Source organism: Idiomarina sp. 29L, from assembly GCF_004123135.1.
Lineage (GTDB): Bacteria > Pseudomonadota > Gammaproteobacteria > Enterobacterales > Alteromonadaceae > Idiomarina.
Genome location: NZ_SDJS01000002.1, coordinates 477,678 through 503,412 on the forward strand (window position 1 = coordinate 477,678; position 25,735 = coordinate 503,412).

Annotated in this window: 32 protein-coding genes; 17 read left to right on the forward strand and 15 right to left on the reverse strand. The window is 48.6% G+C overall.

From position 1 onward, the window contains the following. Nucleotides 1–9 precede the first annotated feature (9 nt). The 3 genes from ctaD to EST55_RS05935 are packed head-to-tail and all read left to right on the forward strand — an operon-like array spanning nt 10 to nt 3,058. A complete protein-coding gene (gene ctaD / locus EST55_RS05925) occupies nt 10–1,596 on the forward strand; it encodes a cytochrome c oxidase subunit I (RefSeq protein WP_129496813.1) in 1,587 nt (528 codons plus the stop codon). A 5-nt stretch (nt 1,597–1,601) separates the two neighbouring features. Then, nucleotides 1,602–2,171 (forward strand): cytochrome c oxidase assembly protein, encoded by a 570-nt coding sequence (locus EST55_RS05930; protein ID WP_053953184.1) that lies wholly within the window; start codon nt 1,602–1,604, stop codon nt 2,169–2,171. Between the two features lie 11 nt (nt 2,172–2,182). Then, nucleotides 2,183–3,058 (forward strand): cytochrome c oxidase subunit 3, encoded by an 876-nt coding sequence (locus tag EST55_RS05935; protein ID WP_053953185.1) that lies wholly within the window; start codon nt 2,183–2,185, stop codon nt 3,056–3,058. Between the two features lie 14 nt (nt 3,059–3,072). Here the strand turns inward: EST55_RS05935 and EST55_RS05940 are convergent, their stop codons facing one another. Continuing rightward, nucleotides 3,073–3,288, reverse strand: a complete 216-nt coding sequence (locus EST55_RS05940; RefSeq protein WP_074668897.1) for a DUF2909 domain-containing protein — start codon at nt 3,286–3,288, stop codon at nt 3,073–3,075. On the opposite strand from EST55_RS05940, the gene EST55_RS05945 reads away from it, so the two are divergent. From EST55_RS05945 to EST55_RS05965, 5 genes are read left to right on the forward strand one after another with little or no spacing between them, the layout of a single operon-like run. Then, nucleotides 3,266–4,021, forward strand: coding sequence for an SURF1 family protein (locus EST55_RS05945; RefSeq protein ID WP_129496814.1), 756 nt, complete (start codon nt 3,266–3,268; stop codon nt 4,019–4,021). The genes EST55_RS05940 and EST55_RS05945 overlap by 23 nt on opposite strands. Continuing rightward, a complete protein-coding gene (locus EST55_RS05950) occupies nt 4,018–4,563 on the forward strand; it encodes a hypothetical protein (protein WP_129496815.1) in 546 nt (181 codons plus the stop codon). The genes EST55_RS05945 and EST55_RS05950 overlap by 4 nt, the downstream gene beginning before the upstream one ends. A gap of 12 nt (nt 4,564–4,575) precedes the next feature. Beyond that, nucleotides 4,576–5,565, forward strand: a complete 990-nt coding sequence (locus EST55_RS05955; RefSeq protein ID WP_129496816.1) for a COX15/CtaA family protein — start codon at nt 4,576–4,578, stop codon at nt 5,563–5,565. Nucleotides 5,566–5,577: 12 nt separating this feature from the next. Next, nucleotides 5,578–6,474, forward strand: coding sequence for a heme o synthase (gene cyoE / locus EST55_RS05960; protein WP_100690929.1), 897 nt, complete (start codon nt 5,578–5,580; stop codon nt 6,472–6,474). 8 nt (nt 6,475–6,482) lie between these two features. Next, nucleotides 6,483–7,097, forward strand: coding sequence for an SCO family protein (locus EST55_RS05965; RefSeq protein ID WP_129496817.1), 615 nt, complete (start codon nt 6,483–6,485; stop codon nt 7,095–7,097). 13 nt (nt 7,098–7,110) lie between these two features. Here the strand turns inward: EST55_RS05965 and EST55_RS05970 are convergent, their stop codons facing one another. Then, complete coding sequence (locus tag EST55_RS05970) at nt 7,111–8,193, reverse strand: polysaccharide deacetylase family protein (RefSeq protein WP_129496818.1); 1,083 nt, start codon at nt 8,191–8,193, stop codon at nt 7,111–7,113. A gap of 60 nt (nt 8,194–8,253) precedes the next feature. Between EST55_RS05970 and EST55_RS05975 the strand changes: the two genes are divergently transcribed. Further along, on the forward strand, nt 8,254–9,570 hold the full coding sequence (locus EST55_RS05975) for an MATE family efflux transporter (RefSeq protein ID WP_100690932.1): 1,317 nt from the start codon (nt 8,254–8,256) through the stop codon (nt 9,568–9,570). On the opposite strand, the gene EST55_RS05980 is transcribed toward EST55_RS05975, so the two are convergent. The 3 genes from EST55_RS05980 to EST55_RS05990 all read right to left on the reverse strand — a co-directional run bounded on the left by EST55_RS05980 (nt 9,548) and on the right by EST55_RS05990 (nt 12,389). Then, a complete protein-coding gene (locus EST55_RS05980; RefSeq protein WP_129496819.1) occupies nt 9,548–10,936 on the reverse strand; it encodes a DUF4397 domain-containing protein in 1,389 nt (462 codons plus the stop codon). The genes EST55_RS05975 and EST55_RS05980 overlap by 23 nt on opposite strands. 118 nt (nt 10,937–11,054) lie before the next feature. After that, nucleotides 11,055–11,633 carry a Fe-S biogenesis protein NfuA gene (gene nfuA, locus EST55_RS05985; protein WP_129496820.1) on the reverse strand — a complete coding sequence of 193 codons (579 nt, stop codon included), beginning with the start codon at nt 11,631–11,633 and terminating at the stop codon, nt 11,055–11,057. 72 nt (nt 11,634–11,705) lie between these two features. Continuing rightward, nucleotides 11,706–12,389 carry a phosphoribosyltransferase family protein gene (locus EST55_RS05990; RefSeq protein WP_129496821.1) on the reverse strand — a complete coding sequence of 228 codons (684 nt, stop codon included), beginning with the start codon at nt 12,387–12,389 and terminating at the stop codon, nt 11,706–11,708. A gap of 41 nt (nt 12,390–12,430) precedes the next feature. On the opposite strand from EST55_RS05990, the gene bioH reads away from it, so the two are divergent. Next, nucleotides 12,431–13,198 (forward strand): pimeloyl-ACP methyl ester esterase BioH, encoded by a 768-nt coding sequence (gene bioH, locus EST55_RS05995; RefSeq protein WP_129496822.1) that lies wholly within the window; start codon nt 12,431–12,433, stop codon nt 13,196–13,198. Here bioH and mutM read toward each other — a convergent pair. Next, on the reverse strand, nt 13,195–14,007 hold the full coding sequence (gene mutM, locus EST55_RS06000; protein WP_129496823.1) for a bifunctional DNA-formamidopyrimidine glycosylase/DNA-(apurinic or apyrimidinic site) lyase: 813 nt from the start codon (nt 14,005–14,007) through the stop codon (nt 13,195–13,197). The genes bioH and mutM overlap by 4 nt on opposite strands. 3 nt (nt 14,008–14,010) lie before the next feature. Next, nucleotides 14,011–14,505 (reverse strand): hypothetical protein, encoded by a 495-nt coding sequence (locus EST55_RS06005; RefSeq protein WP_129496824.1) that lies wholly within the window; start codon nt 14,503–14,505, stop codon nt 14,011–14,013. A gap of 93 nt (nt 14,506–14,598) precedes the next feature. On the opposite strand from EST55_RS06005, the gene EST55_RS06010 reads away from it, so the two are divergent. After that, nucleotides 14,599–15,216 (forward strand): 2OG-Fe(II) oxygenase, encoded by a 618-nt coding sequence (locus tag EST55_RS06010; RefSeq protein ID WP_088769133.1) that lies wholly within the window; start codon nt 14,599–14,601, stop codon nt 15,214–15,216. A gap of 65 nt (nt 15,217–15,281) precedes the next feature. Here EST55_RS06010 and rpmG read toward each other — a convergent pair whose 3' ends face one another. From rpmG to radC, 3 genes are all read right to left on the reverse strand, one after another. Next, nucleotides 15,282–15,437 carry a 50S ribosomal protein L33 gene (gene rpmG / locus EST55_RS06015; RefSeq protein WP_008489399.1) on the reverse strand — a complete coding sequence of 52 codons (156 nt, stop codon included), beginning with the start codon at nt 15,435–15,437 and terminating at the stop codon, nt 15,282–15,284. Nucleotides 15,438–15,449: 12 nt separating this feature from the next. After that, nucleotides 15,450–15,686 carry a 50S ribosomal protein L28 gene (gene rpmB / locus EST55_RS06020; protein WP_053953199.1) on the reverse strand — a complete coding sequence of 79 codons (237 nt, stop codon included), beginning with the start codon at nt 15,684–15,686 and terminating at the stop codon, nt 15,450–15,452. 181 nt (nt 15,687–15,867) lie between these two features. Next, nucleotides 15,868–16,542: a DNA repair protein RadC gene (gene radC / locus EST55_RS06025; protein ID WP_100690939.1), complete on the reverse strand. Its 675-nt coding sequence runs from the start codon at nt 16,540–16,542 to the stop codon at nt 15,868–15,870. Nucleotides 16,543–16,642: 100 nt separating this feature from the next. Between radC and coaBC the strand changes: the two genes are divergently transcribed. From coaBC to slmA, 3 genes are read left to right on the forward strand one after another with little or no spacing between them, the layout of a single operon-like run. Next, complete coding sequence (coaBC, locus tag EST55_RS06030) at nt 16,643–17,881, forward strand: bifunctional phosphopantothenoylcysteine decarboxylase/phosphopantothenate--cysteine ligase CoaBC (RefSeq protein ID WP_129496825.1); 1,239 nt, start codon at nt 16,643–16,645, stop codon at nt 17,879–17,881. A gap of 11 nt (nt 17,882–17,892) precedes the next feature. After that, nucleotides 17,893–18,348, forward strand: coding sequence for a dUTP diphosphatase (dut, locus tag EST55_RS06035; RefSeq protein ID WP_100690941.1), 456 nt, complete (start codon nt 17,893–17,895; stop codon nt 18,346–18,348). A 28-nt stretch (nt 18,349–18,376) separates the two neighbouring features. After that, nucleotides 18,377–18,967 carry a nucleoid occlusion factor SlmA gene (gene slmA, locus EST55_RS06040; protein WP_053953203.1) on the forward strand — a complete coding sequence of 197 codons (591 nt, stop codon included), beginning with the start codon at nt 18,377–18,379 and terminating at the stop codon, nt 18,965–18,967. Between the two features lie 36 nt (nt 18,968–19,003). Here the strand turns inward: slmA and gpsA are convergent, their stop codons facing one another. The 3 genes from gpsA to EST55_RS06055 are packed head-to-tail and all read right to left on the reverse strand — an operon-like array spanning nt 19,004 to nt 20,992. Beyond that, nucleotides 19,004–20,005: an NAD(P)H-dependent glycerol-3-phosphate dehydrogenase gene (gene gpsA / locus EST55_RS06045; RefSeq protein WP_100690942.1), complete on the reverse strand. Its 1,002-nt coding sequence runs from the start codon at nt 20,003–20,005 to the stop codon at nt 19,004–19,006. A gap of 12 nt (nt 20,006–20,017) precedes the next feature. Next, nucleotides 20,018–20,521, reverse strand: coding sequence for a protein-export chaperone SecB (gene secB, locus EST55_RS06050; protein ID WP_088769143.1), 504 nt, complete (start codon nt 20,519–20,521; stop codon nt 20,018–20,020). Nucleotides 20,522–20,563: 42 nt separating this feature from the next. Further along, nucleotides 20,564–20,992, reverse strand: a complete 429-nt coding sequence (locus EST55_RS06055; protein WP_100690943.1) for a rhodanese-like domain-containing protein — start codon at nt 20,990–20,992, stop codon at nt 20,564–20,566. A gap of 165 nt (nt 20,993–21,157) precedes the next feature. Here EST55_RS06055 and gpmI point away from each other — a divergent pair, with 165 nt between their 5' ends. The 3 genes from gpmI to EST55_RS06070 are packed head-to-tail and all read left to right on the forward strand — an operon-like array spanning nt 21,158 to nt 24,593. Then, a complete protein-coding gene (gene gpmI / locus EST55_RS06060; RefSeq protein WP_129496826.1) occupies nt 21,158–22,693 on the forward strand; it encodes a 2,3-bisphosphoglycerate-independent phosphoglycerate mutase in 1,536 nt (511 codons plus the stop codon). After that, complete coding sequence (locus tag EST55_RS06065; RefSeq protein WP_129496827.1) at nt 22,690–23,838, forward strand: peptidoglycan DD-metalloendopeptidase family protein; 1,149 nt, start codon at nt 22,690–22,692, stop codon at nt 23,836–23,838. Before gpmI ends, EST55_RS06065 begins: the two co-directional genes overlap by 4 nt. Next, entirely contained in the window at nt 23,838–24,593 is a 756-nt protein-coding gene (locus EST55_RS06070; RefSeq protein WP_129496828.1) for a divergent polysaccharide deacetylase family protein, read from the forward strand. The genes EST55_RS06065 and EST55_RS06070 overlap by 1 nt, the downstream gene beginning before the upstream one ends. Here EST55_RS06070 and EST55_RS06075 read toward each other — a convergent pair. Further along, nucleotides 24,541–24,807: a YkgJ family cysteine cluster protein gene (locus tag EST55_RS06075; RefSeq protein WP_129496829.1), complete on the reverse strand. Its 267-nt coding sequence runs from the start codon at nt 24,805–24,807 to the stop codon at nt 24,541–24,543. The genes EST55_RS06070 and EST55_RS06075 overlap by 53 nt on opposite strands. Beyond that, entirely contained in the window at nt 24,808–25,668 is an 861-nt protein-coding gene (gene rpoH / locus EST55_RS06080; RefSeq protein ID WP_088769153.1) for an RNA polymerase sigma factor RpoH, read from the reverse strand. Nucleotides 25,669–25,735: the final 67 nt, after the last annotated feature.

Here is a 25,735-nt window from a genome sequence, read left to right on the forward strand (position 1 = left end):
GAGACGGTGATGAGCACAGCAGTCGAAGCAACACATCACGACGCACACCACGATCATAAGCCGTCTGGTATTGGTCGCTGGCTATTTACAACCAACCATAAAGACATTGGTTCAATGTACTTATGGTTCAGTTTTATTATGTTTTTAACTGGCGGCGCCATGGCAATGGTTATCCGCGCAGAGCTATTCCAACCGGGTCTTCAGTTAATTGAACCCCAGTTCTTTAACCAAATGACCACGGTACACGGTCTAATCATGGTCTTTGGTGCCGTCATGCCTGCCTTTACCGGCTTGGCTAACTGGATGATCCCCATGATGATTGGGGCACCGGATATGGCATTGCCCCGTATGAATAACTGGAGCTTCTGGATTCTTCCATTTGCTTTCATTATTCTGCTGGGCTCTTTGTTTATGGAAGGTGGCGGTCCTGCCTTCGGTTGGACATTCTACGCACCGCTTTCAACCACTTACAGTTCAGACTCTACCGCACTGTTCGTATTTTCGGTTCACATTATGGGTATTTCATCCATTATGGGTGCTATTAACGTCATTGTGACCATAATGAACATGCGCGCGCCAGGCATGAATTACATGAAAATGCCGCTGTTTGTTTGGACTTGGTTAATTACCGCATTCTTGCTAATTGCTGTGATGCCGGTCTTGGCAGGGGCAGTCACCATGGTATTGACCGATAAGTACTTCGGTACCAGCTTCTTTGATGCCGCAGGCGGCGGTGACCCTGTTATGTTCCAGCACATTTTCTGGTTCTTCGGGCATCCTGAAGTCTACATTATGATTCTGCCGTCCTTCGGTATTATCTCAGCCATTATTCCTGCATTTACCCGAAAACGGCTGTTTGGCTACTCCTCGATGGTGTACGCAACCGCGGCCATTGCATTACTGTCGTTCCTGGTGTGGGCTCACCACATGTTTACAACAGGCATGCCGGTCTTCGCTGAGCTGTTCTTTATGTACTGCACCATGCTCATAGCAGTGCCAACCGGGGTGAAAGTCTTTAACTGGGTCGCCACCATGTGGAAAGGCTCGATGACGTTCGAAACGCCTATGCTGTTCGCACTGGCCTTCGTCATTCTCTTCACCATCGGCGGGTTCTCTGGGCTAATGCTGGCAATTACACCTGTTGATTTCCAGTATCACGATACCTATTTTGTGGTTGCACACTTCCACTATGTATTGGTGTCCGGTGCGATTTTCTCGATTATGGCGGCAGCTTATTACTGGCTACCTAAGTGGACAGGTCACATGTACGACTCGACATTGGCGAAAACCCATTTTTGGGCGTCGGTCATTTCAGTGAACGTACTGTTCTTCCCAATGCATTTTGCGGGACTGGCCGGTATGCCTCGTCGTATTCCTGACTATGCGACTCAGTTTGCGGATGTGAACCAAATTACCAGTATTGGTGGTTTTGCGTTCGGTCTGTCGCAGCTGATTTTCTTGTGGGTAGTAATCAAATGTGTGAAAGGCGGCGAAAAAGCAGAAGCTAAGCCGTGGGAAGGCGCGGAAGGCCTGGAATGGACAGTACCTTCTCCGGCTCCGTATCACACCTTTGAAAAACCACCGAAAGTGGATTAGGACCTATGTCTGAAGAACGTCCGAATAACAGCATTCTGGTTAAGCGACTGTTACTGACAGTCGCTGGGATGTTTGCGTTTGGGTTCGCGCTGGTGCCGTTGTATGACGTGTTCTGTGAAGTGACTGGCTTCAACGGCCGTACCAGTAATGAAGCTGCGACTTATGAAATGGTCGAGGTAGACGAATCACGTACTATCAAGGTTCAATTCCTTACGCGTAATGCTAAAGGCATTCCCTGGAAATTCGAGCCGTCAGTAAAAGAGGTTCGTGTTCATCCAGGCGAAACCAAAGTCGTTAATTTCCTGGCAGCAAACCCAACCGAGTCCGATATGGTTGCCCAGGCAATTCCATCTGTAGCGCCGGCTGAGGCCTCTCTCTATTTGAATAAAGTGGAATGCTTCTGCTTTAATCAGCAGCCGCTGGCAGCTAACTCAGATACCGAAATGCCGATGCAATTTTATGTCGACCCGGACATTCCAGACCACATTACAACCTTTACCCTGTCATACACGCTGTACGATATGACAGCCAATACGTCCGCTGAGCAAATGGCTCAGTTATTAAAAACAGAATAAGGAAAGACGTTATGGCAGAACAACAAAGTTATTATGTTCCTGCTTCCAGCCCTTGGCCGATAGTCGGCGCGGTTGGCCTGGGACTTATTGCGTGGGGCGCAGGCCACACCGTTATTGATATGTCGAAAGAACAAGACGGCTACGGCAGCACAGTACTTATTGCCGGCCTTATTGTTATGGCGGTTATGCTATTTGGCTGGTTCCGCGATCAAATTAACGAGTCCATGAAAGGTTTGTACAGCGACCAGTTAGGCGTTTCTTACAAACAAGGCATGAGCTGGTTTATTTTCTCTGAGGTTATGTTCTTCGCCGCCTTCTTTGGTGCCTTGTTTTATGCCCGCGTTATTGCGGTTCAGTGGTTAGGCGGCGACAGTAACAACGCCATGACCAATGAAGTACTCTGGCCCGAGTTTGTCGCACATTGGCCATTAGTGAACACCCCGGGCGGAACTGAGACACAGGCTATGGGTTGGTACGGCTTGCCGGCTATCAACACTATTATACTGTTAGTCAGTTCGGTAACCTGTCACTTTGCACACACAGGGCTTGAGCAAGGTAAACGCAAGCAGCTAACCGCAATGCTCGGCGTAACCATTATCCTCGGTATGATATTCCTGTATTTGCAAGGTGCGGAATACATACATGCCTACGAAGAGTTGGGTTTAACACTGGACTCAGGCATTTACGGTAATACCTTCTACATGCTTACCGGCTTCCACGGTTTGCACGTGACGTTAGGTACCGTCATGCTCATTATTATGTTCCTGCGAGTACTGAAGGGGCACTTTACGCCAGACAATCACTTCGCATTCCAGGCCACCAGCTGGTACTGGCATTTTGTTGACGTGGTTTGGTTATGCTTATTTGTAGTGGTTTACGTACTGTAAGAAAAGCGCCCCGTTTAATAGGGGCGTGGATTTAACGGCAAAAAGCCGCCGTAAGCGGCCGCTATTAGGGCAATTAAAATAATAGCGGCTATTCCCACTCGTTTCCCCAGATAATAAGACATTGGTGGCTTGTTGGGATCGTTACGTAGCATCGAAAATAATGCGCGAAACAAATTCACCACCATATACACGAGCAGTAGAACAATAATGACCTTAAAAACGACCAACATACAAATTCCCCTTGTTGCAACAATCATTACTTTGCTGGCAATTGGGGTGTTGGTCAAGCTTGGCTTTTGGCAGCTAGATAGAGCCGAGGAAAAGCAGCAGCTGTTTGACGACTACGAGTCGCAACAAACCAGTGAAGCGAAGCCCTTAAGCTCGATAAAGGACTTAAACGAAGATCAGCACCGGTTTACTTATGTGTCAGTCAGCGGCCAGTTTCAGCCAACACCGGTGTTATTGCTCGACAATAAAATCCTGGACAGCACAGTTGGCTACAATGTGTTGGGCTTTTTTCAACCAGATTCGCCCGAGCTGCCAGTACAGCTGGTTAATTTGGGCTGGTTACCAGCTCCCACGTTTCGCAGCGATATTCCCGAGGTCGAATTGCCTAAAGGCAAGTTAACACTCACCGCCTATGTGTATTTCCCCAGTCAGAACGAGCTCACCCGAAACGCCTTCGAATATGCCACAGATAATGACTCCGTTCGTATTCAGGAGGCGGCGCCCAAAGCGCTTGCTCGGGAGTTCAACGCGACAATCAGCTCTCACTTACTATTGCTTGAAACGCCCGAAAATATCGGCTGGCAACGAGATTGGGAACCACAAGTCATGAAACCAGAAAAACATTATGGATATGCGACACAATGGTTCTCTCTTGCGGTCGCATGCTTGGTGATTTTCGTAATTGCTGTTATAAAACTTAACAAACAATCAAAAAAAGAAGAGGAGACCCAATGAGCTCCCCAAATCGCTCAAAAAAGGCCATATTAACTGTATTTCTACTGTTCCTGTTACCGGTCTTAGCCGCCTGGCTTATTTTGTCACAGAACTGGTATGAAGCAGGCACCAACAAAGGCACGTTATTACAGCCGCCGATTACGTTAAGCTCCGAAGTCGATACGCTACCTGAGGGCTGGAAGCTGGGCTATATCCCTCCGGAAAGCTGCGAACAGACCTGTAAAAACGCCCTTTACGTGATGAACCAGGTAGACGTTGCTATTGGCAAAGATACCGACCGTTTAACGCCAGTGACCTTTCACGATAACAACGACCAACTCTCAGATTATGAGCGTGACGCTCCGCAAGTAACACCGGTAACGGCGCCAGCAATTATTCGTGAGCTTCAGGACTTACCCGCCAATACACTGTTTATCATCGACCCTATGCACAACGTTATGCTGTATTACCCGACACACAACGACAAAGAGGCGATGATCAAAGAGGGCAAAAACGTGTTAGCCGACCTCAGAAAATTGCTGAAGCTGAGCCGAATTGGATAAGGAACGTTACTGATGAGAACTCTTGTTAAAATTAGCGTTTTTTTTGCCTTTGTGGTTATTGTTCTTGGCGCCTTTACCCGGTTGACCGAAGCGGGGCTTGGCTGCCCCGACTGGCCTGGTTGCTATGGTTTTTTAAAAGTGCCGTCGCAGCAAGAGCATATTGTACAGGCCGAACTTCGCTTTCCGGACGCCCCTGTTGAGCAGGATAAAGCGTGGAATGAAATGATTCATCGGTACTTCGCTGGCACACTCGGCCTTCTTATTCTGGTGATTGCGATCGCCTCTTGGATACGCAGCCGCAAGCCAAGCCACTACCCGCCACCGGTTAAGTTACCCACGCTGCTGCTGGGACTGGTTATATTCCAGGCCGCTCTCGGTATGTGGACAGTCACCATGAACCTGCAACCGCTGATCGTCATGGGGCATCTATTGGGAGGGTTCTCGGTCATATCACTGCTTTACCTGCTGTCACTTAGGTTGTCCGACTTCAGGTTGGCGGGAGGCGATCCTGAGCTAAGGCGTTACCGAGGCTTAGCCTTTTTTGCGATGTTAGTCGTTATTGGCCAAATCGCGCTGGGCGGTTGGGTCGCAGCGAACTACGCCGCCGTTGCCTGCACCGAGTTACCGTTTTGCGAAGGCGACTGGGTATCCAACTTAGACTTTGCTGGTGCCTATAGCATTCCGGAAGCCGACACCTACCAGTTTGGTGCTCACGACTATGATGACCGCATGACCATGCATGTTGTTCATCGTATTGGCGCTGTTGTGACCTTCTTAGTTCTGTGTACCTTACTGTTCAAATGCTGGCGTAAGGCCAAATCACAGTTTTTCCGAAATAAGCTATCTGTTATAGGCTTGTTATTAGTTTTGCAAATTGCTCTGGGTATTAGTAACGTAGTCTTTCAATTGCCGCTTTGGAATGCGGTCGCTCACAATGCCGTCGGGGCATTATTGCTGCTGTCTTTGGTCGGGTTGAATTACAACCTGTCCAGAAAAGCGTAAGGAGTCGTAGTTATGCAATCCGTTGCCACAAAACAAATAACAAAAGCGCGCAACGCACATTGGCGAGACTACCTTGAGTTAACCAAACCTCGTGTCGTCGCGTTATTACTGCTCACTGCCGTTGTTGGCATGTGCCTGGCCACTGAGCAGCTTGTTTCGCTGTCGGTATTAGTGCCTGCTTTAACCGGTATTGGTTTGATGTCTGCCGCTGCCGCTGCGGTTAACCACTTAGTCGATCGCCACATAGACGCCAAAATGGCGCGAACGCTTCGCCGTCCACTGCCTCAGGGGAATTTATCGCCCGCTAAAGTCGTTACTTTTGCGACCACTATCGGTGTTATCGGTTTTGTCACCTTGTACGCTTGGGTGAATCCGTTAACCGCCTGGCTGACGTTTGCGTCTATGGTCGGTTACGCCTTTATTTACACCATGTTTCTGAAGCGAGCGACCCCGCAAAACATTGTTATTGGCGGCTTAGCCGGCGCAGCACCACCGCTACTCGGCTGGACCTCGGTTACCAATGAAATATCAGCGTTTCCTATTTTATTGGTCATGATTATTTTCACCTGGACGCCGCCGCACTTCTGGGCACTGGCGGTACATCGCGCAAAAGACTACGCACGTGCCAAAATACCCATGTTACCGGTAACCCATGGTATCGAGTTCACTAAAACCTGTATTTTCCTTTATACCATTTTGCTGGGCGTAGTTTGCCTTATGCCATTCCTTATTGGCATGACCGGTATGATTTATCTGGTGGGTGTTACAGCGCTGAACGCTATATTCCTGGCTTATGCGTGGAAGTTGAAATACGCGCCCAATAAGAAAACAGCCTTTAACATGTTTGCCTTCTCTATTTGGCACCTCATGTTGCTGTTCGTCATATTGCTGGTTGATCACTACGTATAGGGTCCTTTATGAGTCGTTTCATTACCGTTATTGTTGCTGTCATTGCGTTAATTGCCGGCTGGCTGGTGTATAGCAACTTACCGCAGGCGAAACCTGAAGCCCTTATTTACGAACCGCCTCGCGCACTGAAGGCTTTTACCTTAACCAGCACTCATGACGGTGAGGTTTCAAACGACGCATTAAAAGGTCAGTGGACGTTATTATTCACTGGCTACACGTTCTGTCCGGATATTTGCCCCACAACCATGTCGGACTTAAAGCAAGCCCTTCCTGAGCTGCAAAAAGCCACAGAAGCGCCTGTCAAGGTATGGATGATTTCAGTCGATCCTCAGCGTGACAATATAAAACGGCTGCAAGAATACGTTGGCTATTTTGGCGAAGACTTTGTCGGTGTGCGCGCTGAGCATAAGTCGCTGTTTCCCTTCGTACGTGACTTAGGGCTTATGTACTCCATACCGGAGGAAGGTGAAGAAAATTACCTGGTAAATCACAGCGCCGCCATTATTTTGGTGAATCCCAACGGACACCGAAAGGCCATTTTTAATGCCGACCACAAGCGCGGAGAAGTACCGGTGGTCGACATGGAACAGTTAAAGCGCGACTTTGCTATTATTGCTGACTAACGTTTAGATCCTGTTAGTCTGGCCAGCTACCTTGTGCGTCAGGTCGAATTAGCGCTATTGAATACCAATAATAACGTGACTCGGATGCACTCGGCGCCGTGCAGTTAACCCGCGAACGGCCTATCGGTAAGTTAGTAGTTACTTCTACAGAAAAACGCGTGTCACTGTGCCATTCAGGTTCTAAAACCTGGCCACCTGAGAAACACCGTAGCTGATTCGTGCGCACATCTTTTAACGCTTCATCACCCGTTAGAGTAACCTCCAGTGTCGGTTGCGTGTTTTCATAATCGAGCAATGGCTCTTCAGGCTTGTAACTGACCACCGGCATCGCCTTGGAACGCAGTTTCGTCTTTAGGGTGTCTAAGTTGGCATAAATACCCGATGCCGGGAAACGAGTAATCGCAGTTTCTTCGCTCCACTCCGACCAGGGCCCGGAGTGCTGAGCAAACGCCAGAAAGCCCCAGTCATCGAGCAGCACTCTGAGTTCGTTATCGTACTCTCCATATGGGTACGCGAAATACTTTTCCTGCTCTCCTAAGTTTTCGTCGATAGCCTCTTGTGCGCTGACTACATCGTAATGCATACGCTCAACCCACTGCTCTTTGGTTTCATCGGGCTCACGGCGAATTAAGTGTGCGTGAGTCTGACCGTGGTTAGCAATACGGGCTCCCCGAGCTTCAATGTCTTTCAGCTCTTCCCAGCCCATATAGTGACCCTGGTGCTTAGCCATTAAGTCTGGGTTCACAAAGACGGTATACGGCATTTCGTATTGCTCTAGCAAGTCAGCCGCGTTTTCATACACATTTTGGTAACCGTCATCGAACGTAATAACAACCGCTTTTTCAGGTAACTCCCCGTTACCCTCAATAGCTTCTTGGGCCTGCTTAATATCAATGACGCTAAAATTATTGTCTTTTAAGTAGTCCAAGTGCGCTTTAAACGTGTCAGGATCAATAGAAGTGACCGCCGGCGTACTGTCGCTAACGTGGTGGTACTGCAAAACAACGACACTATCATTGGCCGCCAGGCTTTCTGATGAGCAGCCCAAGCTTAATACTGCGCAACTGCCCGCCAGTAATTTGTTCAACACCTTCATAGTCACTCCTGATACAGTATAAGTACTTGAATTAATACTTTAAAAAGTCACGAAAAGTTTATGCGAACGTTTTTGGGGTTTCCAACCGTTGATCACAGGCATGTATTTGCCATCGCCCTACCAATGATTGTGTCCAATATCGCCGCGCCGCTTCTCGGCTTGGTTGATACGGCCATCATAGGTCATTTACCCGATGCTATCTACTTATCGGCGGTTGCCGTCGGTGCCATGGTCGTCAGCTTTATTTATTTGCTGGCGGTGTTCCTGCGTATGGCGACCACGGGGTATATCGCGCAGTCTTTCGGAGCTGAAGACTTAAGTGCACAGCGCCAGCACTTTAACAACGGGGTCATTATTGCGGTCATCTTGGGCTTGGCCATTGCCTTTGCCAGCCCCTGGATTAACGACGCTGCGATGTGGGTTGTCGCGCCCTCGGCTGAATTAGAGCCCTACGCACGCGAGTACATTCGTATTCGCTTATGGTCAGCCCCTGCCGCTCTTATGACGTTGGTGGCTTTGGGTGTGCTACTGGGCCGCCAAAATAGCCGCAAAGCCATGTTGCTGGTTATTATCACCAACGCCGTTAACGTGGTGATGGACGTAGTGCTGATTATCGGTCTCGACTTGAATGTAAGAGGTGCGGCCTGGGCATCGCTGATTGCTGAATGGGTCACCGCCATTGTCGGCTTTTACTGGACCGCTCGTGCACTGCAATGGTCACTGCCCCACTTTGCAATAAGCGGGCAGGCGTTACGGCGCTTCCTTGGTGTTAACGGTAATATCTTTGTTCGGAGTTTGGTTTTACAGCTTTGTATGGCCACCATGACTGGCTACGCCACCCGCTATGGCAGCACTCTGGTTGCCGTTAATGCGGTTCTTATGCAGTTTTTAATGCTGATATCTTTGGGATTGGACGGCATTGCCTATGCGGTCGAGGCGCTAGCGGGTGCCGCTAAAGGGCAAAAAAAGCCCGATAAAATCCGCTATTGGTGCAAAATAACCCTGCTTTGGTCATCATTATTTGCCGTAAGCTACACCTTAGTGTTTGCCATTGCCGGTGAGCAAATTGTTCGTCTCATTACAGACATTCCTGAAGTGGTGAATACCGCCATGAACTATCTTCCATGGATAATTCTTATGCCGGTTATCGCTCACTGGAGCTATTGGTTTGACGGGGTGTTTATTGGCTTGTCTATGAGCAAAGGGATGCGCAATACCATGCTGCTGTCCGCTTTAATTGGGTTTCTACCACTGTGGTGGTTAGGATTGCCGCTGGAGAACCACGGTTTGTGGTTGGCTCTCAGCGGCTTTCTGTTAATGCGTGGTATTACCCAGGCTATTTGGTTATGGCGAATTAATTTGCCAGGTCGTCCATAAGTAATAGCTGAGGAGGTAAACCACCACCATCGGCGTCAACTGCCGCTGCAGTGTACAAGCCACCCGCTTCCAGTGTTAATACACCGGTTTGAATAGCAATGTCTGTAGTGCCTGTTGCCGTCACGGTTACAACATAGTCACCTGGCGGTAACGACACATTCCCCGTGCTGACTAAGGCTTCAGCGTCAAACGGAATATCACTGAACTGTGGCTCTGCACCACTGATATCGGTCGTTGGTGTCACGTAGATATCGACGTTGCCCGCATTTGGTGCGGCATGAATCAGCTGCACTTGTGCTTCAGTCGCAACACGACGACGGTTTTCTGCAATCACTTGCAAACCGATAGTCGACAGTTCGCCAACCGCATACACCGAATAGCTCATAGCGTTTTCCACGGCCAATGGCTCATCAGTGATAACTTCCGGCGATCCACCAGCAGCCGCTACATCGACTGAATATTCATCGGCCGGCAGATTCAAATAGCCTGTTGCTGATAAAAATGGTAAGTCAGCAATTTGAGGTTCTGCCGCGTCATTTAGCGTCACATCAACGTTCGGTGCGTCAGCCACTGCATGCACAACACGTACATCTGCACCAGTATCGGCGTCATAAACAACCAAGGTATCAGTACCGTCAGTGACTTGAAGCGCAACCGGTGAGTCTTCGGTGTTGGCAGCGGTATTATTGGTAGCAGCGATGACATAATCACCACCGTCGGCTAACGCTAACGTACCTGAGTCATAAACCGCGGTGCTTTCACCGGCCGCCGTTAAACGAACACGGTAATCGCCCGCCGGTACATCCAGCTGACCACTGTCTTCACCAAAAGCGAGTGTTAAATCCGCCTCTTCGTCCGCTAATGCTGCATCAGGAGCAGTAAGGTAAACATCGACCGTTGGCGCACCATAAGCCGCATGAACGACGTGAATACGGCTTTCGCCAGCCGCAATTTCAGACACTGCTGTCTCAACAACTAATGGCTCAAGTGACTCGTCGCCTAGCTGACCAATAGCGAATACTTCATAACGCATGTCAGCTGCTAACGTCAGCGATGTTGGCGCAATGGCTTCTACGGTTTCACCGTCAGCCAAAATACCTTCAACAGACACATCGTAGTCGCCGGCATCAACTTCCAATACTGCAGAAGAGTCTTGGTACGCCAGGCCTTCAATGAGTGCTGAGCCACCTGCCAAAACATTGACATCCGGGGCATCGGCAGAGGTATGGTGAACTCGCACGTAACTGGATTCAGCTGCGGGCGGAGGTGTGGTAGTATTGTCATCGTTGTCACTGTCAAACCAGTCACAACCGGTGAGAAATAACAGAGGGATTGAGATAATCCCCAACGTTTTGATCCCTTGCATGGTTAATTTCCTCGTTTTGATTAGGGCAAATATCTCTACGAGGGACAGACCTGCAAGGGATCACATTTATTTAACACGATATTGTAAAGACAACGCAAAGTTGTCTAACGCTATACCCCTAGTAGTACGAGTGTTCACCGTGCTCATGTTCGGTAACATCGCGAACACCGGTTATTTCATCCGGGAAGCGTTCTAACAACTCCTTTTCAATGCCGTTCTTCAGTGTGACATCTATCATGCTGCAGCCATTACAACCGCCGCCAAACTGAAGCACCGCAACACCGCTGTCGGTAATTTCTGTCACCATGACCTGACCACCGTGATTGGCCAACTGTGGATTGATTTCCACTTGAATCACATACTCAACACGGTCAATCAGTGGTGCGTCGTCAGCCACTTTACGTGCTTTCGCGTTAGGCGCTTTCAACGTCAACTGAGAGCCTAATTCCTGCTCTTCAAAGTCAATGGCCGCATCTTCCAGAAATGGCGCACTGCCAGAATCAACGACAGCATCGAAACCATTAAACGGCAAGCGCTCGTCGTCTGGCTCTACTGAGTCAGGCGGGCAATAAGAAACTCCACACTCTGCGTTTGGCATACCTGGGTTCACCACAAATACACGAATATTTGTGCCGTCGGGTTGGTCGGCCAATAGCTTTTGAAAATGTGACTGCGCGGCTTCTGAAATACGTATCATAAACTGATTACCTCACGGCTTATACCTGAGTAAATTACTAGGGTATAGTGTACCTGACATCCCACTCAGTTTCTAGTCACCCTGATTATAAGCAATGGCCCAACCGTCGACGTGTTCAGCACCTTTTCTGTAAAGCGCATCAGCCGCTGCCATCATGGTCGCCCCGGTTGTTATGACATCATCGATGACCGCAATCGATTGCCCCTTAACGTTAGCGAGCGCCAACTGACTTCTATAACTATTATGCCAACGATCTCGCTGGCTGGTTAAATGTTGCAATGGCTTCGCTCTTACGATCCTCAAGCCATTGGATAAATAAGGAATACTTAGCAAGCTAGCCACCTCCCGGGCAACTAACGCCGTTTGATGAAAACCGCGTTTATGCCAAGACTTTTCCGTCATCGGCATAGCGATAATGCCGTCGGGCAGGGGTTTATTTTGATAGCACAACACAATATGGGCGGCCAGCAACCTTGCAAATACCGAGGCTAACTCCGCTCGATGCTGAAACTTGTAACACTGCATCAGTTGCCGGGTTTGGGGTTCCCAACGTAGACTTGCGAACCAGTATCGACAAGGCCGATCGGTTAACGCGTGACGCAAATCCGCTAAATGCTGACAGCAAGCCGGATACCAACGCGGCAACGCCCATTCGCAATAATTACAGAAGCCGCTGCCACTGGCTCTATTGGTACCACAACTCCAACACTTGCCACCACCAAACTGGTTGGCGATATCTCGTAAAAACGCTAGCATAAGTGCCGTTAACCATTTGCTATTCAAATAGAGGAAGTATAGTGAGCCTATCTATTCAGTGCCACGGGGCAGGAACGCCTTTAGTTGTAATCCATGGCTGGGGAATGAACTCGAATATATGGCAACCTATTATTCCTTCCTTAAGTGAAAAGTACACGGTGTACTGTGTTGATTTGCCCGGTTTTGGTGACTCATCCTGGTCGTTCGAAGCATCGGTGAGTTTAGACGACTTGGTCGACGCATTGGCACCTGCATTACCCGAAAGATTTCATGTTATGGGTTGGTCCTTGGGTGGGCTAGTCGCGACACAGTTTACCCTAAAACATCCAGATAGAGTTCTATCGCTCACCACGGTGGCGTCTTCACCACACTTTGTCGAGTCTGACAGCTGGCCGGGTATAAAGCCTCGTGTGCTTGAGCAATTTCAACAGCAGCTCGACTCCGATTTCCGGAAAACCATAGAGCGTTTTTTAGCAATACAAGCTATGGGAAGCAGCGATGCTAAAGCACAAATAAAATTAGTCAGAGAGCTTATTTTTAGTAAGCCAACCCCCGACCAGAAAGTGCTTAAAGAAACACTGAAGCTGTTACAAGAATGCGACCTTCGCGAGCAACTCGCCAATATAGAGGTACCTTTTCTACGGCTTTATGGTCGCCTCGACAGTTTGGTGCCTGAACGCGCGATTACAAAAATTGACGAGCTGGCACCGCAGTCAAAATCAGTGACTTTTAATAAAAGCTCGCATGCGCCATTTTTATCAGAGCCAGACGATTTTTGCCGCGTGCTTTCGGAGTTCTCGCAGGATTAACGCTGGCAGGTCGTGCAATACACAGTGCTGCGTTGCCCCAGCCGAATTTCTTTCAGTCGACGACTGCACACCATGCACAATTTTCCGCCACGGCCGTACACCTGAAGCTTTTGCGCAAAGTAGCCCGGCGCGCCGTCTACTTGGGTGAAGTCACGAAGGGTCGTACCGCCCTGCTCTATTGCCTGAGCTAAGGTTTCTTTAATAATAGGAACCAGCTTCTCATAACGCTGTTTACTGATTTTGCCGGCGGCGCGTTTGGGATTAATGCCGGCTTTGAACAAGGCTTCGTTCGCGTAGATATTACCGACGCCAACCACCACTCGGTTATCCATAATAAAGGTTTTAACCGGCTGTGTGCGTTTACGGGACTGTTCGAACAAATAATCTGCGTGGAACGCATCTGTCAGGGGCTCAGGGCCTAAGTGCTTTAGTAAATCATGAATCTCGGGTTGCTCTTTGGTAAAAAGTAACGCACCAAAACGGCGCGGATCGTTCAAACGCAAACTTTGGCCGTCATCGAATTCAATACTGATGTGATCGTGCTTGTAAAACGGCGTGTCTACTGGCACCACTCGCAACTTGCCCGACATACCTAAATGTAAGATTAACGTACCGGCATGGGTCTCTAACAACAGGTACTTGGCACGCCGCTTAACGCTTAACAACGCTTGTCCTTCAACCTCTTTCACTGTCTCGGGTACCGGCCAGCGCAAACGGCTGTCACGGACATTAACGTGATGTATTTGGTGACCTTCTATGTGTGGCGATATGCCTAACCGACTGACTTCAACTTCTGGTAATTCAGGCATGTATTAACGTCCTAATAACTGACTTACGTGTAAATTCTCAATTTTAAAGTTTTGCTGCTGGTTCGGTAACCTTAAAATAAGATACGGTGACGCATAAAGTTCTACTCGAGCCGTATTGCCGTCATTGAACGACAGTAAAACATCGGTAATTTTGTCGGTAGCCTGCACATCGACCGGTGTCATTTTTATCGATAACCAGTGAGTGACGACTCCGCTAATTTGCTGGTTAGTCAGCCTGCATTCGTTCGCACATTGCCATTCACCGTTGTCTCGTTTCAACATCAAATCCGGCATTTCTATGGTCGCCAAGGTACCGTCGTCAGGAATCAGACCAATTTCGCTGCTAGGCTCCGACACTGTCTCATCAACTTCTTTCATGGGGGGCGCAACGTACCAAAACACAAACATAATAATAAGAATGACGTAGACCAGAACGTTATTCCAGGAGCGTTTACGCATTGTTACGCCAAACAGTTTGCGTTTTTCGTTAACCTTCATAAAAGAGCACCTAAGTGTGTTATTTTTTGCTTGTCGCTATGTTAAGAATACCCTATATTTCGCGCGACAAAAAATGAATATGGTCATACTACTATGCTGCTACCTACTATCATCGACGCCGTTGCCGACACCGGATACTGCATTGTCGATAATTTCCTGCCACAGCAGCAATCGCAAGCCTTGTATGACTATTCGCAGCAACTGCCGGCACAATATTGGAATATGGCCGGCATAGGTCGCCAGCAGTCACAAACCATTAACACGATGGTTCGTAACGACCGTATTTACTGGTTAACCCCAGAGCAACCTGAACACGCTGATTATTTAGCGATAATGGAAGAGCTGCGTGTTGAGTTTAACCGGTCGCTGTTTATGGGCTTGTTCGATTACGAATGCCACTTGGCACACTACCCTAATGGCGCGTTTTATAAAAAGCACTTAGACGCCTTTAAAGGGCGTAGTAATCGAGTGCTAACCACAGTCTTTTATTTAAACCCGCAGTGGCAGGAAGACGATGGCGGACAGCTGGTGATATACGGCGCGAAAGGCGAAGTGTTGGAGACTGTATTACCCCAACAAGGCCGCTTAGTCGTGTTTTTAAGTGACCGATTTGTGCATGAAGTACTGCCATCAAAACGTGACAGGTTTAGTGTCACCGGCTGGTTCCGTATTAATGCCAGTGTTTCCGGCATTATTGACCCACCGCGCTAAATAGTTGAGCAATAGACAATAAAAAACCCAGCCGAAGCTGGGTTTTTTGTAAGCGATAAAACCAATTACTTGATTTTAGCTTCTTTGAAAATCACGTGTTTACGAACCACTGGGTCGTACTTTTTGATTTCCATTTTTTCTGGCATGGTGCGTTTATTTTTGTCTGTCGTGTAGAAGTAACCAGTACCCGCAGACGACACCAAACGAATCTTATCGCGCATAATATCTTTTCCTTACACCTTGATACCACGGCCGCGGAGATCCGCTAATACCGAGTCGATACCGTTTTTATCGATGATACGCATACCTTTAGTAGAAATGCGCAGCTTAACCCAACGCTTCTCGCTTTCTACCCAAAAGCGGTGCGATTGAAGGTTCGGCAAAAAGCGACGTTTAGTCGCATTGCGTGCGTGCGAGCGGTTGTTACCGACTACCGGACGCTTACCTGTAACTTGGCATACTTGTGACATGTCTTTACTCCAAAATTGCTGCAAGCTCGCCTGTCGCCCAACGTGACCTTGCCTATAAATCCGAGGGCGCATTTTATACAGCAAACTGCCCTTCTAATCAAGCTAATACGACGGAAATATGATCCTTAACGATCGTTCGGGCGGATTTTACGTGATTTTTCACCAAACTGCCAGTATAAAACTACAACAATCCACGCTCGGCGAATGAAATGGGTGCGCCAGCACCAATAACAAAATGATCGAGTAAAGAAACATCAATTAAGCTCAGGGCTTTTTTCACTCGTTCAGTCACGCGCTGATCCGCTTGGCTTGGCTCTGCCACGCCCGACGGGTGATTGTGCGCTAAGATAACCGCGGCTGCATTGTATTTCATCACCAGTTTAATCACTTCACGCGGGTACACTGGCGCCGCATTGATGGTCCCCTGGAACAGTTCTTCGTAGTGCAACAGCCGGTGCTGGCTGTCAAGCAAGAGCAAGACAAACAACTCCCGACTTTGGTGTCTAAGCTTCGAAATGAGATAGTCCTTAACCATACTTGGCTCAGTAAAGCCGTCCGTGCGCTCCAGTTGCCACTTTAAATACCGCCGCGACAACTCCATAACAACCTGCAATTGATTCACCCGGGCTGGCCCAATACCATCACATTCAAGCAGTTGCTCACGGCTAGCGACTAACAGCGGTCCAATACCATTAAAATGGTGCAGTAACTTGCGGGAAAAGGTCACCACATCCTGCCCTTGTCGGCCACTGCCCAATAATACCGCTAATAACTCCGCATCACTGAGAAACTGCGCCCCCTGTAACTGCAACTTTTCACGCGGACGCTCTGCAACCGGCCACTCCTTGACACTCATTATACTCTCCTTCGTTTGAACTGCGGATAAGTATAACGAGCATCTACCGTGTTTCCGGGTCTCGTGTTATCTTTACACGAGTTAACATTGAGGGGTTCGCATGACACAACTGCAGAACAAAAACATTCTTTTGGGTATCACTGGCGGCATCGCAGCCTATAAAACACCTGACCTGGTGCGCCGGTTGCGTGAACAAGGTGCCGTCGTACGCTGTGTTATGACCGAAAGTGCCAAAGCGTTTGTAACCCCACTTAGCTTACAGGCTGTGTCTGGTTTTACGGTCAGCGATGACTTGCTTGATCCCACAGCAGAAGCCGCAATGGGCCATATCGAGCTAGCACGATGGGCCGATCTTATTCTTATTGCTCCGGCCACAGCAAATACCCTGGCACGCGTTACTCACGGTTTTGCCGATGACTTACTCAGTACGCTGGTTTTAGCCAGCAAAGCGCCTGTTTGCGTTGCGCCGGCAATGAATCAGCAAATGTGGGCGGCCACTGCAGTACAAACGAATGTGTCTACTCTGCGAGAGCGCGGCATTACCTTTATTGGTCCGGAAAGCGGCGAACAAGCCTGTGGCGATATTGGCTATGGCCGCATGACCGACCCCACCGATATTGTTAAGGCATTGCTAGACGATAAGTTGCCGGACAGCGGTTCTACAGCTTCCGGCACCTGGCAGGGTAAAACTTTTGTCATTACAGCGGGTCCGACGCGCGAAGCTATCGATCCCGTGCGGTATATCAGTAACCACAGTTCAGGCAAGATGGGTTATGCGTTAGCTCAGGCAGCGGCTAATGCCGGAGCAAAGGTTGTATTGGTGTCCGGCCCCACCCAGCTTGCCACACCGAAAGGCGTGCAGCGTATTGATGTTGAAACCGCTGAGCAAATGCTGACAGCAGTACAACAACAGCTTGCAAACTGTGATGTTTTTATCGGCTGTGCTGCGGTCTCCGACTATCGCGTAGAGCATGTCGCCGAACACAAAATTAAGAAAGAACAAAACAGTGAACCGCCCAAACTGTCACTGGTGCAAAACCCTGACATTTTGAAAACCGTGGCACAGTCTGCCAACGGTCCTTTTACCGTGGGCTTTGCCGCGGAAACCCAGAATTTAAAAGAAAATGCCTTAAGCAAATTACAGCGTAAGCAACTGCAAATGATCATCGCCAATGACGTCAGTGAGTCTCATCAGGGGTTCAATAGTGACCAGAACAGTGCGTTGATATTAAGCAAGGACAGTGAGCAGTCACTTCCGACCATGAGCAAGCATGATATGGCTGTTGCCATTATCGATGCTATTGCAAAGCGCTATTTTGATACATCCAACAGGAGCTAAGTGAACAACTCATGACGCAAGTGGACGTTAAAATTCTCGACGAACGTATCGGTCAGTCTATCCCTCTTCCTAAATATGAGACCAGCGGCTCTGCCGGCATGGATTTACGTGCTTGTTTAGACGAGCCTCTGACCATAGAGCCGGGCGAAACCCAGCTCATTGGCACTGGCATTGCCATGTATATTGGTGATCCGGGCTATGCCGCCACCATTCTGCCACGCTCAGGCCTCGGTCATAAACACGGTTTAGTTTTAGGCAATTTGGTGGGTCTTATCGATTCGGACTACCAGGGCGAATTGAAAGTATCCTGCTGGAACCGCAGCAATAAGGCATACACCATTGAGCCGGGCGACCGCATTGCCCAGTTGGTGATTTTGCCAGTGATACAAGCCAGCATGAACATTGTCGACGAATTTGAAGAATCAGACCGTGGCGAAGGTGGTTTCGGTCACTCTGGTCGTTCTTAACTGTCCATACATAAGGAAATAACCACTCATGGCAGAACAAAAACGTAACCGTCGTGAAGAAATACTCCAGGCGTTGGCCGCAATGCTGGAAACCAGCCCGGGTCAGCGCATTACAACCGCAAAGTTAGCCGCCAACCTTGGTGTCTCTGAAGCAGCATTGTACCGCCACTTCCCTTCTAAGGCACGAATGTTTGAAGGCCTTATCGAATTTGTAGAGGACACCCTGCTGACGCGTATTAACCTCATTATGAATGAAGAAAAAAATACGCTGTCTCGTTGCTACATGATTTTGCAGCTATTGCTGACTTTTGCTGAGCGTAACCCAGGCATAACCCGCGTTATGACAGGCGACGCACTCATGGGTGAACATGACCGCCTGCGCAGTCGCATGGAAGACTTGTTTAACCGTATTGAAAGCTCAATTAAGCAGGTTCTGCGTGAAAAAGCGATGCGGGAACAACAGAAGTTTATTGTCGATGAGGCCGTTCTGGCAAATATGCTACTAAGCTATGCCGACGGTAAAATCAGTCAGTTTGTTCGCTCTAACTTTAAGCGCTTACCCACGGAACATCTGGCAGCCCAGTGGCAGGTAATGGAACAGCAATTAGCAGGTGCCTAAGCGAACCTTGCTAATGAAGCCTGAAGCGTAGAACGGTTATTCCGTTTTACGCTCCCGGCTCAACAAATCGATAGCGGCTTGTTGCGGCTCTTTACCTTCATAAAGGACCGCGTAAATTTGCTCAGCAATGGGCATTTCCACACCGTTTCGAGACGCCAGTGCGACCACCTCTTTGGTGTTACGATACCCTTCTACGGACTGACCAATGTCTTTTAACGCCTGGTCGACCGATTTGCCTTCACCTAGCGCTAGACCAAAGCGTCGGTTTCGCGACTGGTTGTCGGTACAGGTTAAGATAAGGTCACCCAGCCCTGCCATACCGGTGAAAGTATCGCTTTTAGCTCCTAGCTTCAGACCCAGTCGAGTTAACTCAGCTAAGCCACGAGTAATCAGTGCGGTACGTGCATTCGCGCCAAAGCCTATGCCGTCGGCCATACCTGCGCCAATGGCAATCACGTTTTTCACCACCCCACCTAATTGAACACCAATAAAGTCATTGTTGGTGTAAACACGGAAGGAACGGTCGCAATGCAGCATGTCAGACAGTTCGTCGACAAAAGTTTGGTCGGTCGATGACATGGAAATAGCGGTAGGCAGACCTTTTGCCATTTCAATAGCGAAAGTTGGCCCTGACAACACCGCCAACGGATGCTTGTCGGCCAAAATTTCTTCAGCGACTTCATACAGAAGTCGGCCAGTATCAGGTTCCAGACCCTTGGTTGCCCAGGCAACTCGGGCATTCTCTTTCAGCAACGGCTTCGCTTGCTTTAACATGCTGGAAAATGAATGACTTGGCACGACCACAACCACGTTGTCGACGTCTTTTAGCGCCAACTCTAAGTCATCAGTCACTTGCAGAGATTCAGGAAATGGACAGCCGGGTAAGTAGGCAGCGTTTTCTCTGGCTGACCTCATTAGCGCGACTTTCTCAGAGTCCCTGCCCCACAACATTGTCGGGATGCCTTTTCGCGCAAAACAAATAGCAAGGGCGGTCCCATAAGAGCCCGCCCCTAATATCGTCACCTGTGGTGTTTGCATTATCGCGTTCGCTTAAGCGTCAGCAGTCTGTTGACCCTGAGCTTGCTCCGCTTGCTGCTGCATGTGACGCGCAAAGATAGCGTCAAAGTTAACTGGTGCTAAGTTCAACTGAGGGAAGGTTGCACGGTTAACCAAGCTCGCTACACACTCACGTGCGTATGGGAACAAGATGTTCGGACAGAAAGAACCCAGCATATGTGCCAGTTGACCTTCCTGAACTTCTTCACCAATTGAGAAAATACCGGCTTGATGCACTTCACAAAGGAAAGCAACGTCGTCTTCAACTTTATTGGTCGCTGTCAGCGTCAGTACCACTTCGTAAACGCCGTCTTCGATTTTCTCGTGCTTAACGTTTAAATCCAGTTTCAGATCGGGCTTCCACTCTTTGCGGAATACATTTGGAGAATTTGGCGTTTCAAAAGAAATATCTTTTGCATAGATACGCTGGATAGCAAATTGTGCTTGTTGCTGTTGGTTTTCGGCTGCTGCGCCGTTTGCTTGCTGTTCTTCAGCCATGATTTTACTTCCTATTCACTATGAGTTTTCAATTCGTTGTTATTATTTCTGCGAAACCGGCAGTTTGTCATTACGCCAGGCGTTCATGCCACCTTGTAATACCGCCACTTGCTTAAAGCCCTCAGCGGTTAACTGAGATGCGGCTGCTTTTGCCGTCATTCCTGTTGCACAGACTAACACAATGGGGGCGTCTTTGAATTTTTCAATAGACGTTAAGCTTTTTTGCTTAATTTTGTCCATGCTTAAGTGCTTTGAACCGTGAATGTGGCCTTTTTTGAATTCATCCTGGTTACGAATGTCAACAAAAATGCCATCGCCACGGTTAACCCAAACCGTCGCTTCTTGTGGCTGTAGGCTCTTAATAGGTGACATGGCAGAGCGCACATAAGTAATAATTAGCGCAACCAATAACACCACCCACAGGCCACTCATCATGGGGTTTCGGCTAATGAAATCTAACAGTTCTTGCATATAAGCTACCACTACCAGAGGGTTGTCAGAAAAATCTCGCGGGCAAAGAGTATACCTGTACAAATTTCAGTTGCCAGTAAAATCTTGAATGGATGCGGATGCGCCAGAAATAAAGTAGAATAATTCTCAACAATGCATTGCAAAAGCTAAACGAAGAGGCCCTTTATGAGTCGTACGATTAAACCTTTGGTTCTATTGATTCTTGACGGTTGGGGATACCGAGAAGACGCACCGGACAATGCCATTTCAAATGCTCAAACACCTGTGATGGACCGTCTTTGGGAGCAATATCCACATTGCTTAGTCGATGGCTCGGGCGGCGCAGTGGGACTTCCTGACGGACAAATGGGCAACTCAGAAGTCGGCCACGTTAATTTAGGTGCAGGCCGTATCGTCTATCAGGATTTTACGCGCATTAGTCAGGCAATTTCTGATCGCAGTTTCTTTAAAAACCCAGTGCTTTGCAATGCATTGGCAAAAGCCAAAGATGCATCCGGCGCGGTGCATATTATGGGGCTGCTGTCACCAGGTGGCGTACACAGTCACGAAGATCATTTGATTGCAATGGTTGAAATGGCAGTCGAACAAGGCGCTAGCGACGTTTATGTGCATGCATTTTTAGACGGTCGCGACACGCCACCAAAGTCAGCCAAAACAACAATTGAGCGATTTGAGGCCCTATTCGCCCGTTTAGGGAAAGGCCGTTTCGCTACGCTCAGCGGCCGCTTTTACGCAATGGACAGGGACAACCGCTGGGACCGCATAGAAGAAGCTTACAAGGCGATTTACCACGGAGTTTCTGGTACAACCAGTCCCAATGCGTTAGATGCACTGGAAGACGCTTACGAACGCGGCGAAACTGACGAATTCGTAAAGCCTACGGTTATTGCGCAATCCGCACCGGTCAAAGACGGCGACGCTATTTTCTTTATGAACTTCCGCGCGGATCGCGCACGCGAAATGACACAAGCCTTTATTAATGGAGATTTCGACGGCTTTGAACGCGGACCGCGTGCAAACACCTCTGACTTCGTCATGCTGACCGAATACGCAGATACTCTGAAAACCTCCTGTGCGTTTCCACCTGAGCAACTCAATAATGTACTCGGCGAGTGGTTGGAAAAGCATGGCAAAACCCAGCTGCGAATTTCTGAAACCGAGAAATACGCTCACGTGACGTTCTTCTTCAGCGGTGGACGCGAAGAGGAGTTTGAAGGTGAAAAGCGTGTATTAATTCCATCACCGAAGGTTAAAACCTACGACTTGCAGCCAGAGATGAGCTCTGAACAACTGACCGATGAACTCGTCAACGCCATTGAGTCACAAGCCTTTGATGTCATCATTTGTAACTATCCGAACGGTGACATGGTCGGTCACACCGGTAATTTTGACGCTGCAGTTAAAGCCTGTGAGGCCGTTGATCACAGTGTAGGCCGCGTTGTTTCCGCACTGGAAGCGGTTGGTGGAGAGTGTTTGATTACCGCTGACCACGGTAATGCGGAGCAAATGAGCGACAATGAAACCGGGCAAGCACATACAGCGCACACCAACGAGTTGGTTCCCTTCATTTACGTGGGCCGAAACGCGCAGGCTCGCGACGGTCGCTTATCAGACGTAGCACCCACCATTTTACATTTAATGGGTATGGAGCAGCCGGAAGAAATGACCGGACAAACCTTAATGACGCTGAAAAAGTCATGATAAAAGCCTTTGCTTTAATGCTGTCAATCGCCTGGCTGATACTTAACGGCCAGGCGTTTGCGCAGTCTTACAGTGAAGAGGACAAAGCGGCCACTCAGGCTGAAATTGAAGCGTTAAACGCAGAATTAAATAAACATCTGCAAGCCATTGAGAGCCGTGACGAAGAGCTGTCTGATATTGAAAGTCAGCTGCGACGCTTAGAACTAAAAACCGCCGAAATCGCCGGTGCTATTCAAAAAACCTCAACAGAGCTTCGCCGCATTAATAAGGAAATTGACAAGGCACAACAAGAGTTAGAGCGCTTACAGGCGGAGCAGAAACAGCAGCTTTCTTTGCTGGAAGAACAAATTACTTCAGCCTACATCAATGGTGATCACGATTTTCTTAAGATGCTGCTTAACCAAGGTTCTCCTGCGAAGCTTGAACGGTTGCTGACTTACTATCAGTACATGAATGATGCTCGTATTGAAGAAATCGAGCAAATAAAACAGAACCAAAACGATATAGAGCAGCTCAAAGCACAACTGACGAGCAAAAAGGCGGATGTCGTTGCACTTCGTGAACGGCAAGCTGAACAAAAGAAACAGTTAGAAAGCCAGCAGAGAGCTCAAGAAGACACTCTCGCAAAACTGCAAGCCGAGCAGCGTAGCGATAAAGCTAAAATTAAGCAGTTAGAGCAAAGCCGCGAGCAATTAGAGCAAGTATTAGCAGCCATTGAAGCCGCATTAGAGCGGCAGGCCGATGTTCGTCTGGTTGGCTTAAAACCCGTTAAATCACAATTAAAGTGGCCCAGTGACGGCAACGTTCGTCGTGTGTTTGGTCAACGCCGCGAAGGCCCGGTTGACTGGAAAGGGGTGCTTATAGAGGGCAGTAATGGACAAGAGGTTCGCTCTATTGCCGATGGCCGTATTGTTTATGCGGACTGGTTACGCGGTTTTGGGTTAGTTATTGTGGTTGACCACGGCGAAAATTACATGAGCCTGTACGGGCATAATCAAGCATTGCTTAGAACCGTTGGCGAAAAAGTGAAGAAAGACGAAGAAATAGCGCTTATGGGTCAATCGGGCTCTCGCGACAAGGCGTCTCTGTACTTTGAAATTCGTCACCAGGGTAAACCTCAGAATCCAAGTCACTGGATACGCTAATGAGATACCTCCAGGTGATAATAGCGTTGGCGTTTTTTGTCGCCAGTAGCACTCAGGCCGCAAAAATAGCCATAGTGATTGACGACATCGGTAACCACAAAAGTCATCTAGACGCTGCTCTATTGCCCGGTAAGCTCTCTTTCGCGGTGCTACCTTATACACCTTATGCTCGCTCGTTTGCACTACGGGCACATCACCAAAAGAAGCAAATTTTGCTGCACATGCCGATGGAAGCCGTCGATAATATCTGGTCTGGCCCCGGCGAAATCACGTCGGTTATGAGTGCACAGCAAATAAAACTGCAACTTACTGATGCGCTAGAATCCATCCCCTACGTCGAAGGTATGAATAACCATATGGGGAGTAAACTCACGCAGTTGTCTATTCCTATGCACGCCGTCATGGAAACCCTGTCCTCTCGACAGTTATTCTTTCTGGATAGCCGCACGACAGAGTTTAGTGTGGCCGAAGAGACCGCTAGATCATTGGGCGTTAAATCCAGTCGTCGACACGTTTTTTTAGATAACGAGACAGACGACGCTTACCTGACCAAGCAATTCACAACGCTCCTAAAACACGCAAGGAAGCATGGTTCGGCTATCGGCATTGGACACCCTTACCCTGAAACGCTGGCATTTCTAAAAGAGCATTTACCGGAGCTGGAAGAGCAAGGTATTGAGTTGGTTTTTGCGTCTGAGCTCATCACTGTGTCGAGTCGTTCGATGTCGCCTCTTCCAGTGACGTCAGCAAAATAAGCGCTTCATCGCGGGTGTCTTTGCAAATATCGTAGTCCGCCGTAAAAGCTTCACATACAGCAGGACGCTCTGGCTTACCAAATAGCCGGCACAAGTTATTTTCATCGAGTTGAACACAACGAACCCCGGCCGGTTTACCATTTGGCATGCCGGGTATAGGTGAACTAATGGATGGAGCTATGCAGCAGGCGCCGCAACCAACGCGGCACTGCATTTAGCTCATAGCAACGCGAAGCTTCTTCATAGCGTTCTGCTCAAGTTGGCGAACGCGCTCGGCAGACACTTCATACTTCGCGGCCAGATCGTGTAATGTGGTTTTGTCTTCTGACAACCAGCGTGACTGCACAATGTCCTGACTGCGCTCGTCAAGCTCACTCATCGCTGTCAGCAGCTTCTGTTGGTTATGAGACTCGTAGTCTTCTGCTTCAATTTCAGCGGCTAAATCTGAGCGCTTATCTTCCAAATACATTGCCGGAGAATAAGTGCTACCTTCCTTAGAGTCATCGTCATCTGAACTTAACTCAAAAGCTTGGTCATGGGCACTCATTCGTGATTCCATTTCCAATACTTCTTTGGTGCTAACGCCAAGTTCTTCAGCAACCGTTTCAACCTCTTTCTGGCTGAACCAACCCAAACGCTTTTTCATTTTGCGCAGGTTGAAGAATAATTTGCGTTGCGCTTTGGTGGTCGCTACTTTCACGACGCGCCAGTTACGCAAAACATATTCATGAATTTCTGCTTTGATCCAGTGAACGGCAAAAGAAACCAAACGGACACCAACAGACGGATTGAAGCGCTTAACAGCTTTCATCAAGCCAATGTTGCCTTCCTGAATCAAGTCGGCTTGCGGCAAACCGTACCCAGAATAACTACGGGCAACATGCACAACGAAACGTAAATGAGACATGATGAGCTCACGCGCTGCATCTAAGTCGCCTTCTTCATAAAGTCGAGTTGCTAAGTCTTTCTCTTTTTCAGCGCTTAGCATAGGTATACGGTTGACTGACTGAATATAACCGTCCAGTCCTCCCCCTTGGGGAACCGATAATGCCATGGTGCTTAATTCAGTACTCATTTAACAACCTCTAATAAAAAAACCGACAAAATACCGCTTAATCGTCAGTGTCTAAGACCCTATTCCG

Coding starts and splice junctions, on each gene's coding strand:
- ctaD (WP_129496813.1), top strand. CDS start 10: ATGAGCACAGCAGTCGAAGCAACACATCACGACGCACACCACGATCAT.
- EST55_RS05930 (WP_053953184.1), top strand. CDS start 1,602: ATGTCTGAAGAACGTCCGAATAACAGCATTCTGGTTAAGCGACTGTTA.
- EST55_RS05935 (WP_053953185.1), top strand. CDS start 2,183: ATGGCAGAACAACAAAGTTATTATGTTCCTGCTTCCAGCCCTTGGCCG.
- EST55_RS05945 (WP_129496814.1), top strand. CDS start 3,266: ATGACCTTAAAAACGACCAACATACAAATTCCCCTTGTTGCAACAATC.
- EST55_RS05940 (WP_074668897.1), bottom strand. CDS start 3,288: ATGTTGGTCGTTTTTAAGGTCATTATTGTTCTACTGCTCGTGTATATG.
- EST55_RS05950 (WP_129496815.1), top strand. CDS start 4,018: ATGAGCTCCCCAAATCGCTCAAAAAAGGCCATATTAACTGTATTTCTA.
- EST55_RS05955 (WP_129496816.1), top strand. CDS start 4,576: ATGAGAACTCTTGTTAAAATTAGCGTTTTTTTTGCCTTTGTGGTTATT.
- cyoE (WP_100690929.1), top strand. CDS start 5,578: ATGCAATCCGTTGCCACAAAACAAATAACAAAAGCGCGCAACGCACAT.
- EST55_RS05965 (WP_129496817.1), top strand. CDS start 6,483: ATGAGTCGTTTCATTACCGTTATTGTTGCTGTCATTGCGTTAATTGCC.
- EST55_RS05970 (WP_129496818.1), bottom strand. CDS start 8,193: ATGAAGGTGTTGAACAAATTACTGGCGGGCAGTTGCGCAGTATTAAGC.
- EST55_RS05975 (WP_100690932.1), top strand. CDS start 8,254: ATGCGAACGTTTTTGGGGTTTCCAACCGTTGATCACAGGCATGTATTT.
- EST55_RS05980 (WP_129496819.1), bottom strand. CDS start 10,936: ATGCAAGGGATCAAAACGTTGGGGATTATCTCAATCCCTCTGTTATTT.
- nfuA (WP_129496820.1), bottom strand. CDS start 11,633: ATGATACGTATTTCAGAAGCCGCGCAGTCACATTTTCAAAAGCTATTG.
- EST55_RS05990 (WP_129496821.1), bottom strand. CDS start 12,389: ATGCTAGCGTTTTTACGAGATATCGCCAACCAGTTTGGTGGTGGCAAG.
- mutM (WP_129496823.1), bottom strand. CDS start 14,007: ATGCCTGAATTACCAGAAGTTGAAGTCAGTCGGTTAGGCATATCGCCA.
- EST55_RS06005 (WP_129496824.1), bottom strand. CDS start 14,505: ATGAAGGTTAACGAAAAACGCAAACTGTTTGGCGTAACAATGCGTAAA.
- EST55_RS06010 (WP_088769133.1), top strand. CDS start 14,599: ATGCTGCTACCTACTATCATCGACGCCGTTGCCGACACCGGATACTGC.
- rpmG (WP_008489399.1), bottom strand. CDS start 15,437: ATGCGCGATAAGATTCGTTTGGTGTCGTCTGCGGGTACTGGTTACTTC.
- rpmB (WP_053953199.1), bottom strand. CDS start 15,686: ATGTCACAAGTATGCCAAGTTACAGGTAAGCGTCCGGTAGTCGGTAAC.
- radC (WP_100690939.1), bottom strand. CDS start 16,542: ATGAGTGTCAAGGAGTGGCCGGTTGCAGAGCGTCCGCGTGAAAAGTTG.
- coaBC (WP_129496825.1), top strand. CDS start 16,643: ATGACACAACTGCAGAACAAAAACATTCTTTTGGGTATCACTGGCGGC.
- dut (WP_100690941.1), top strand. CDS start 17,893: ATGACGCAAGTGGACGTTAAAATTCTCGACGAACGTATCGGTCAGTCT.
- slmA (WP_053953203.1), top strand. CDS start 18,377: ATGGCAGAACAAAAACGTAACCGTCGTGAAGAAATACTCCAGGCGTTG.
- gpsA (WP_100690942.1), bottom strand. CDS start 20,005: ATGCAAACACCACAGGTGACGATATTAGGGGCGGGCTCTTATGGGACC.
- secB (WP_088769143.1), bottom strand. CDS start 20,521: ATGGCTGAAGAACAGCAAGCAAACGGCGCAGCAGCCGAAAACCAACAG.
- EST55_RS06055 (WP_100690943.1), bottom strand. CDS start 20,992: ATGCAAGAACTGTTAGATTTCATTAGCCGAAACCCCATGATGAGTGGC.
- gpmI (WP_129496826.1), top strand. CDS start 21,158: ATGAGTCGTACGATTAAACCTTTGGTTCTATTGATTCTTGACGGTTGG.
- EST55_RS06065 (WP_129496827.1), top strand. CDS start 22,690: ATGATAAAAGCCTTTGCTTTAATGCTGTCAATCGCCTGGCTGATACTT.
- EST55_RS06070 (WP_129496828.1), top strand. CDS start 23,838: ATGAGATACCTCCAGGTGATAATAGCGTTGGCGTTTTTTGTCGCCAGT.
- EST55_RS06075 (WP_129496829.1), bottom strand. CDS start 24,807: ATGCAGTGCCGCGTTGGTTGCGGCGCCTGCTGCATAGCTCCATCCATT.
- rpoH (WP_088769153.1), bottom strand. CDS start 25,668: ATGAGTACTGAATTAAGCACCATGGCATTATCGGTTCCCCAAGGGGGA.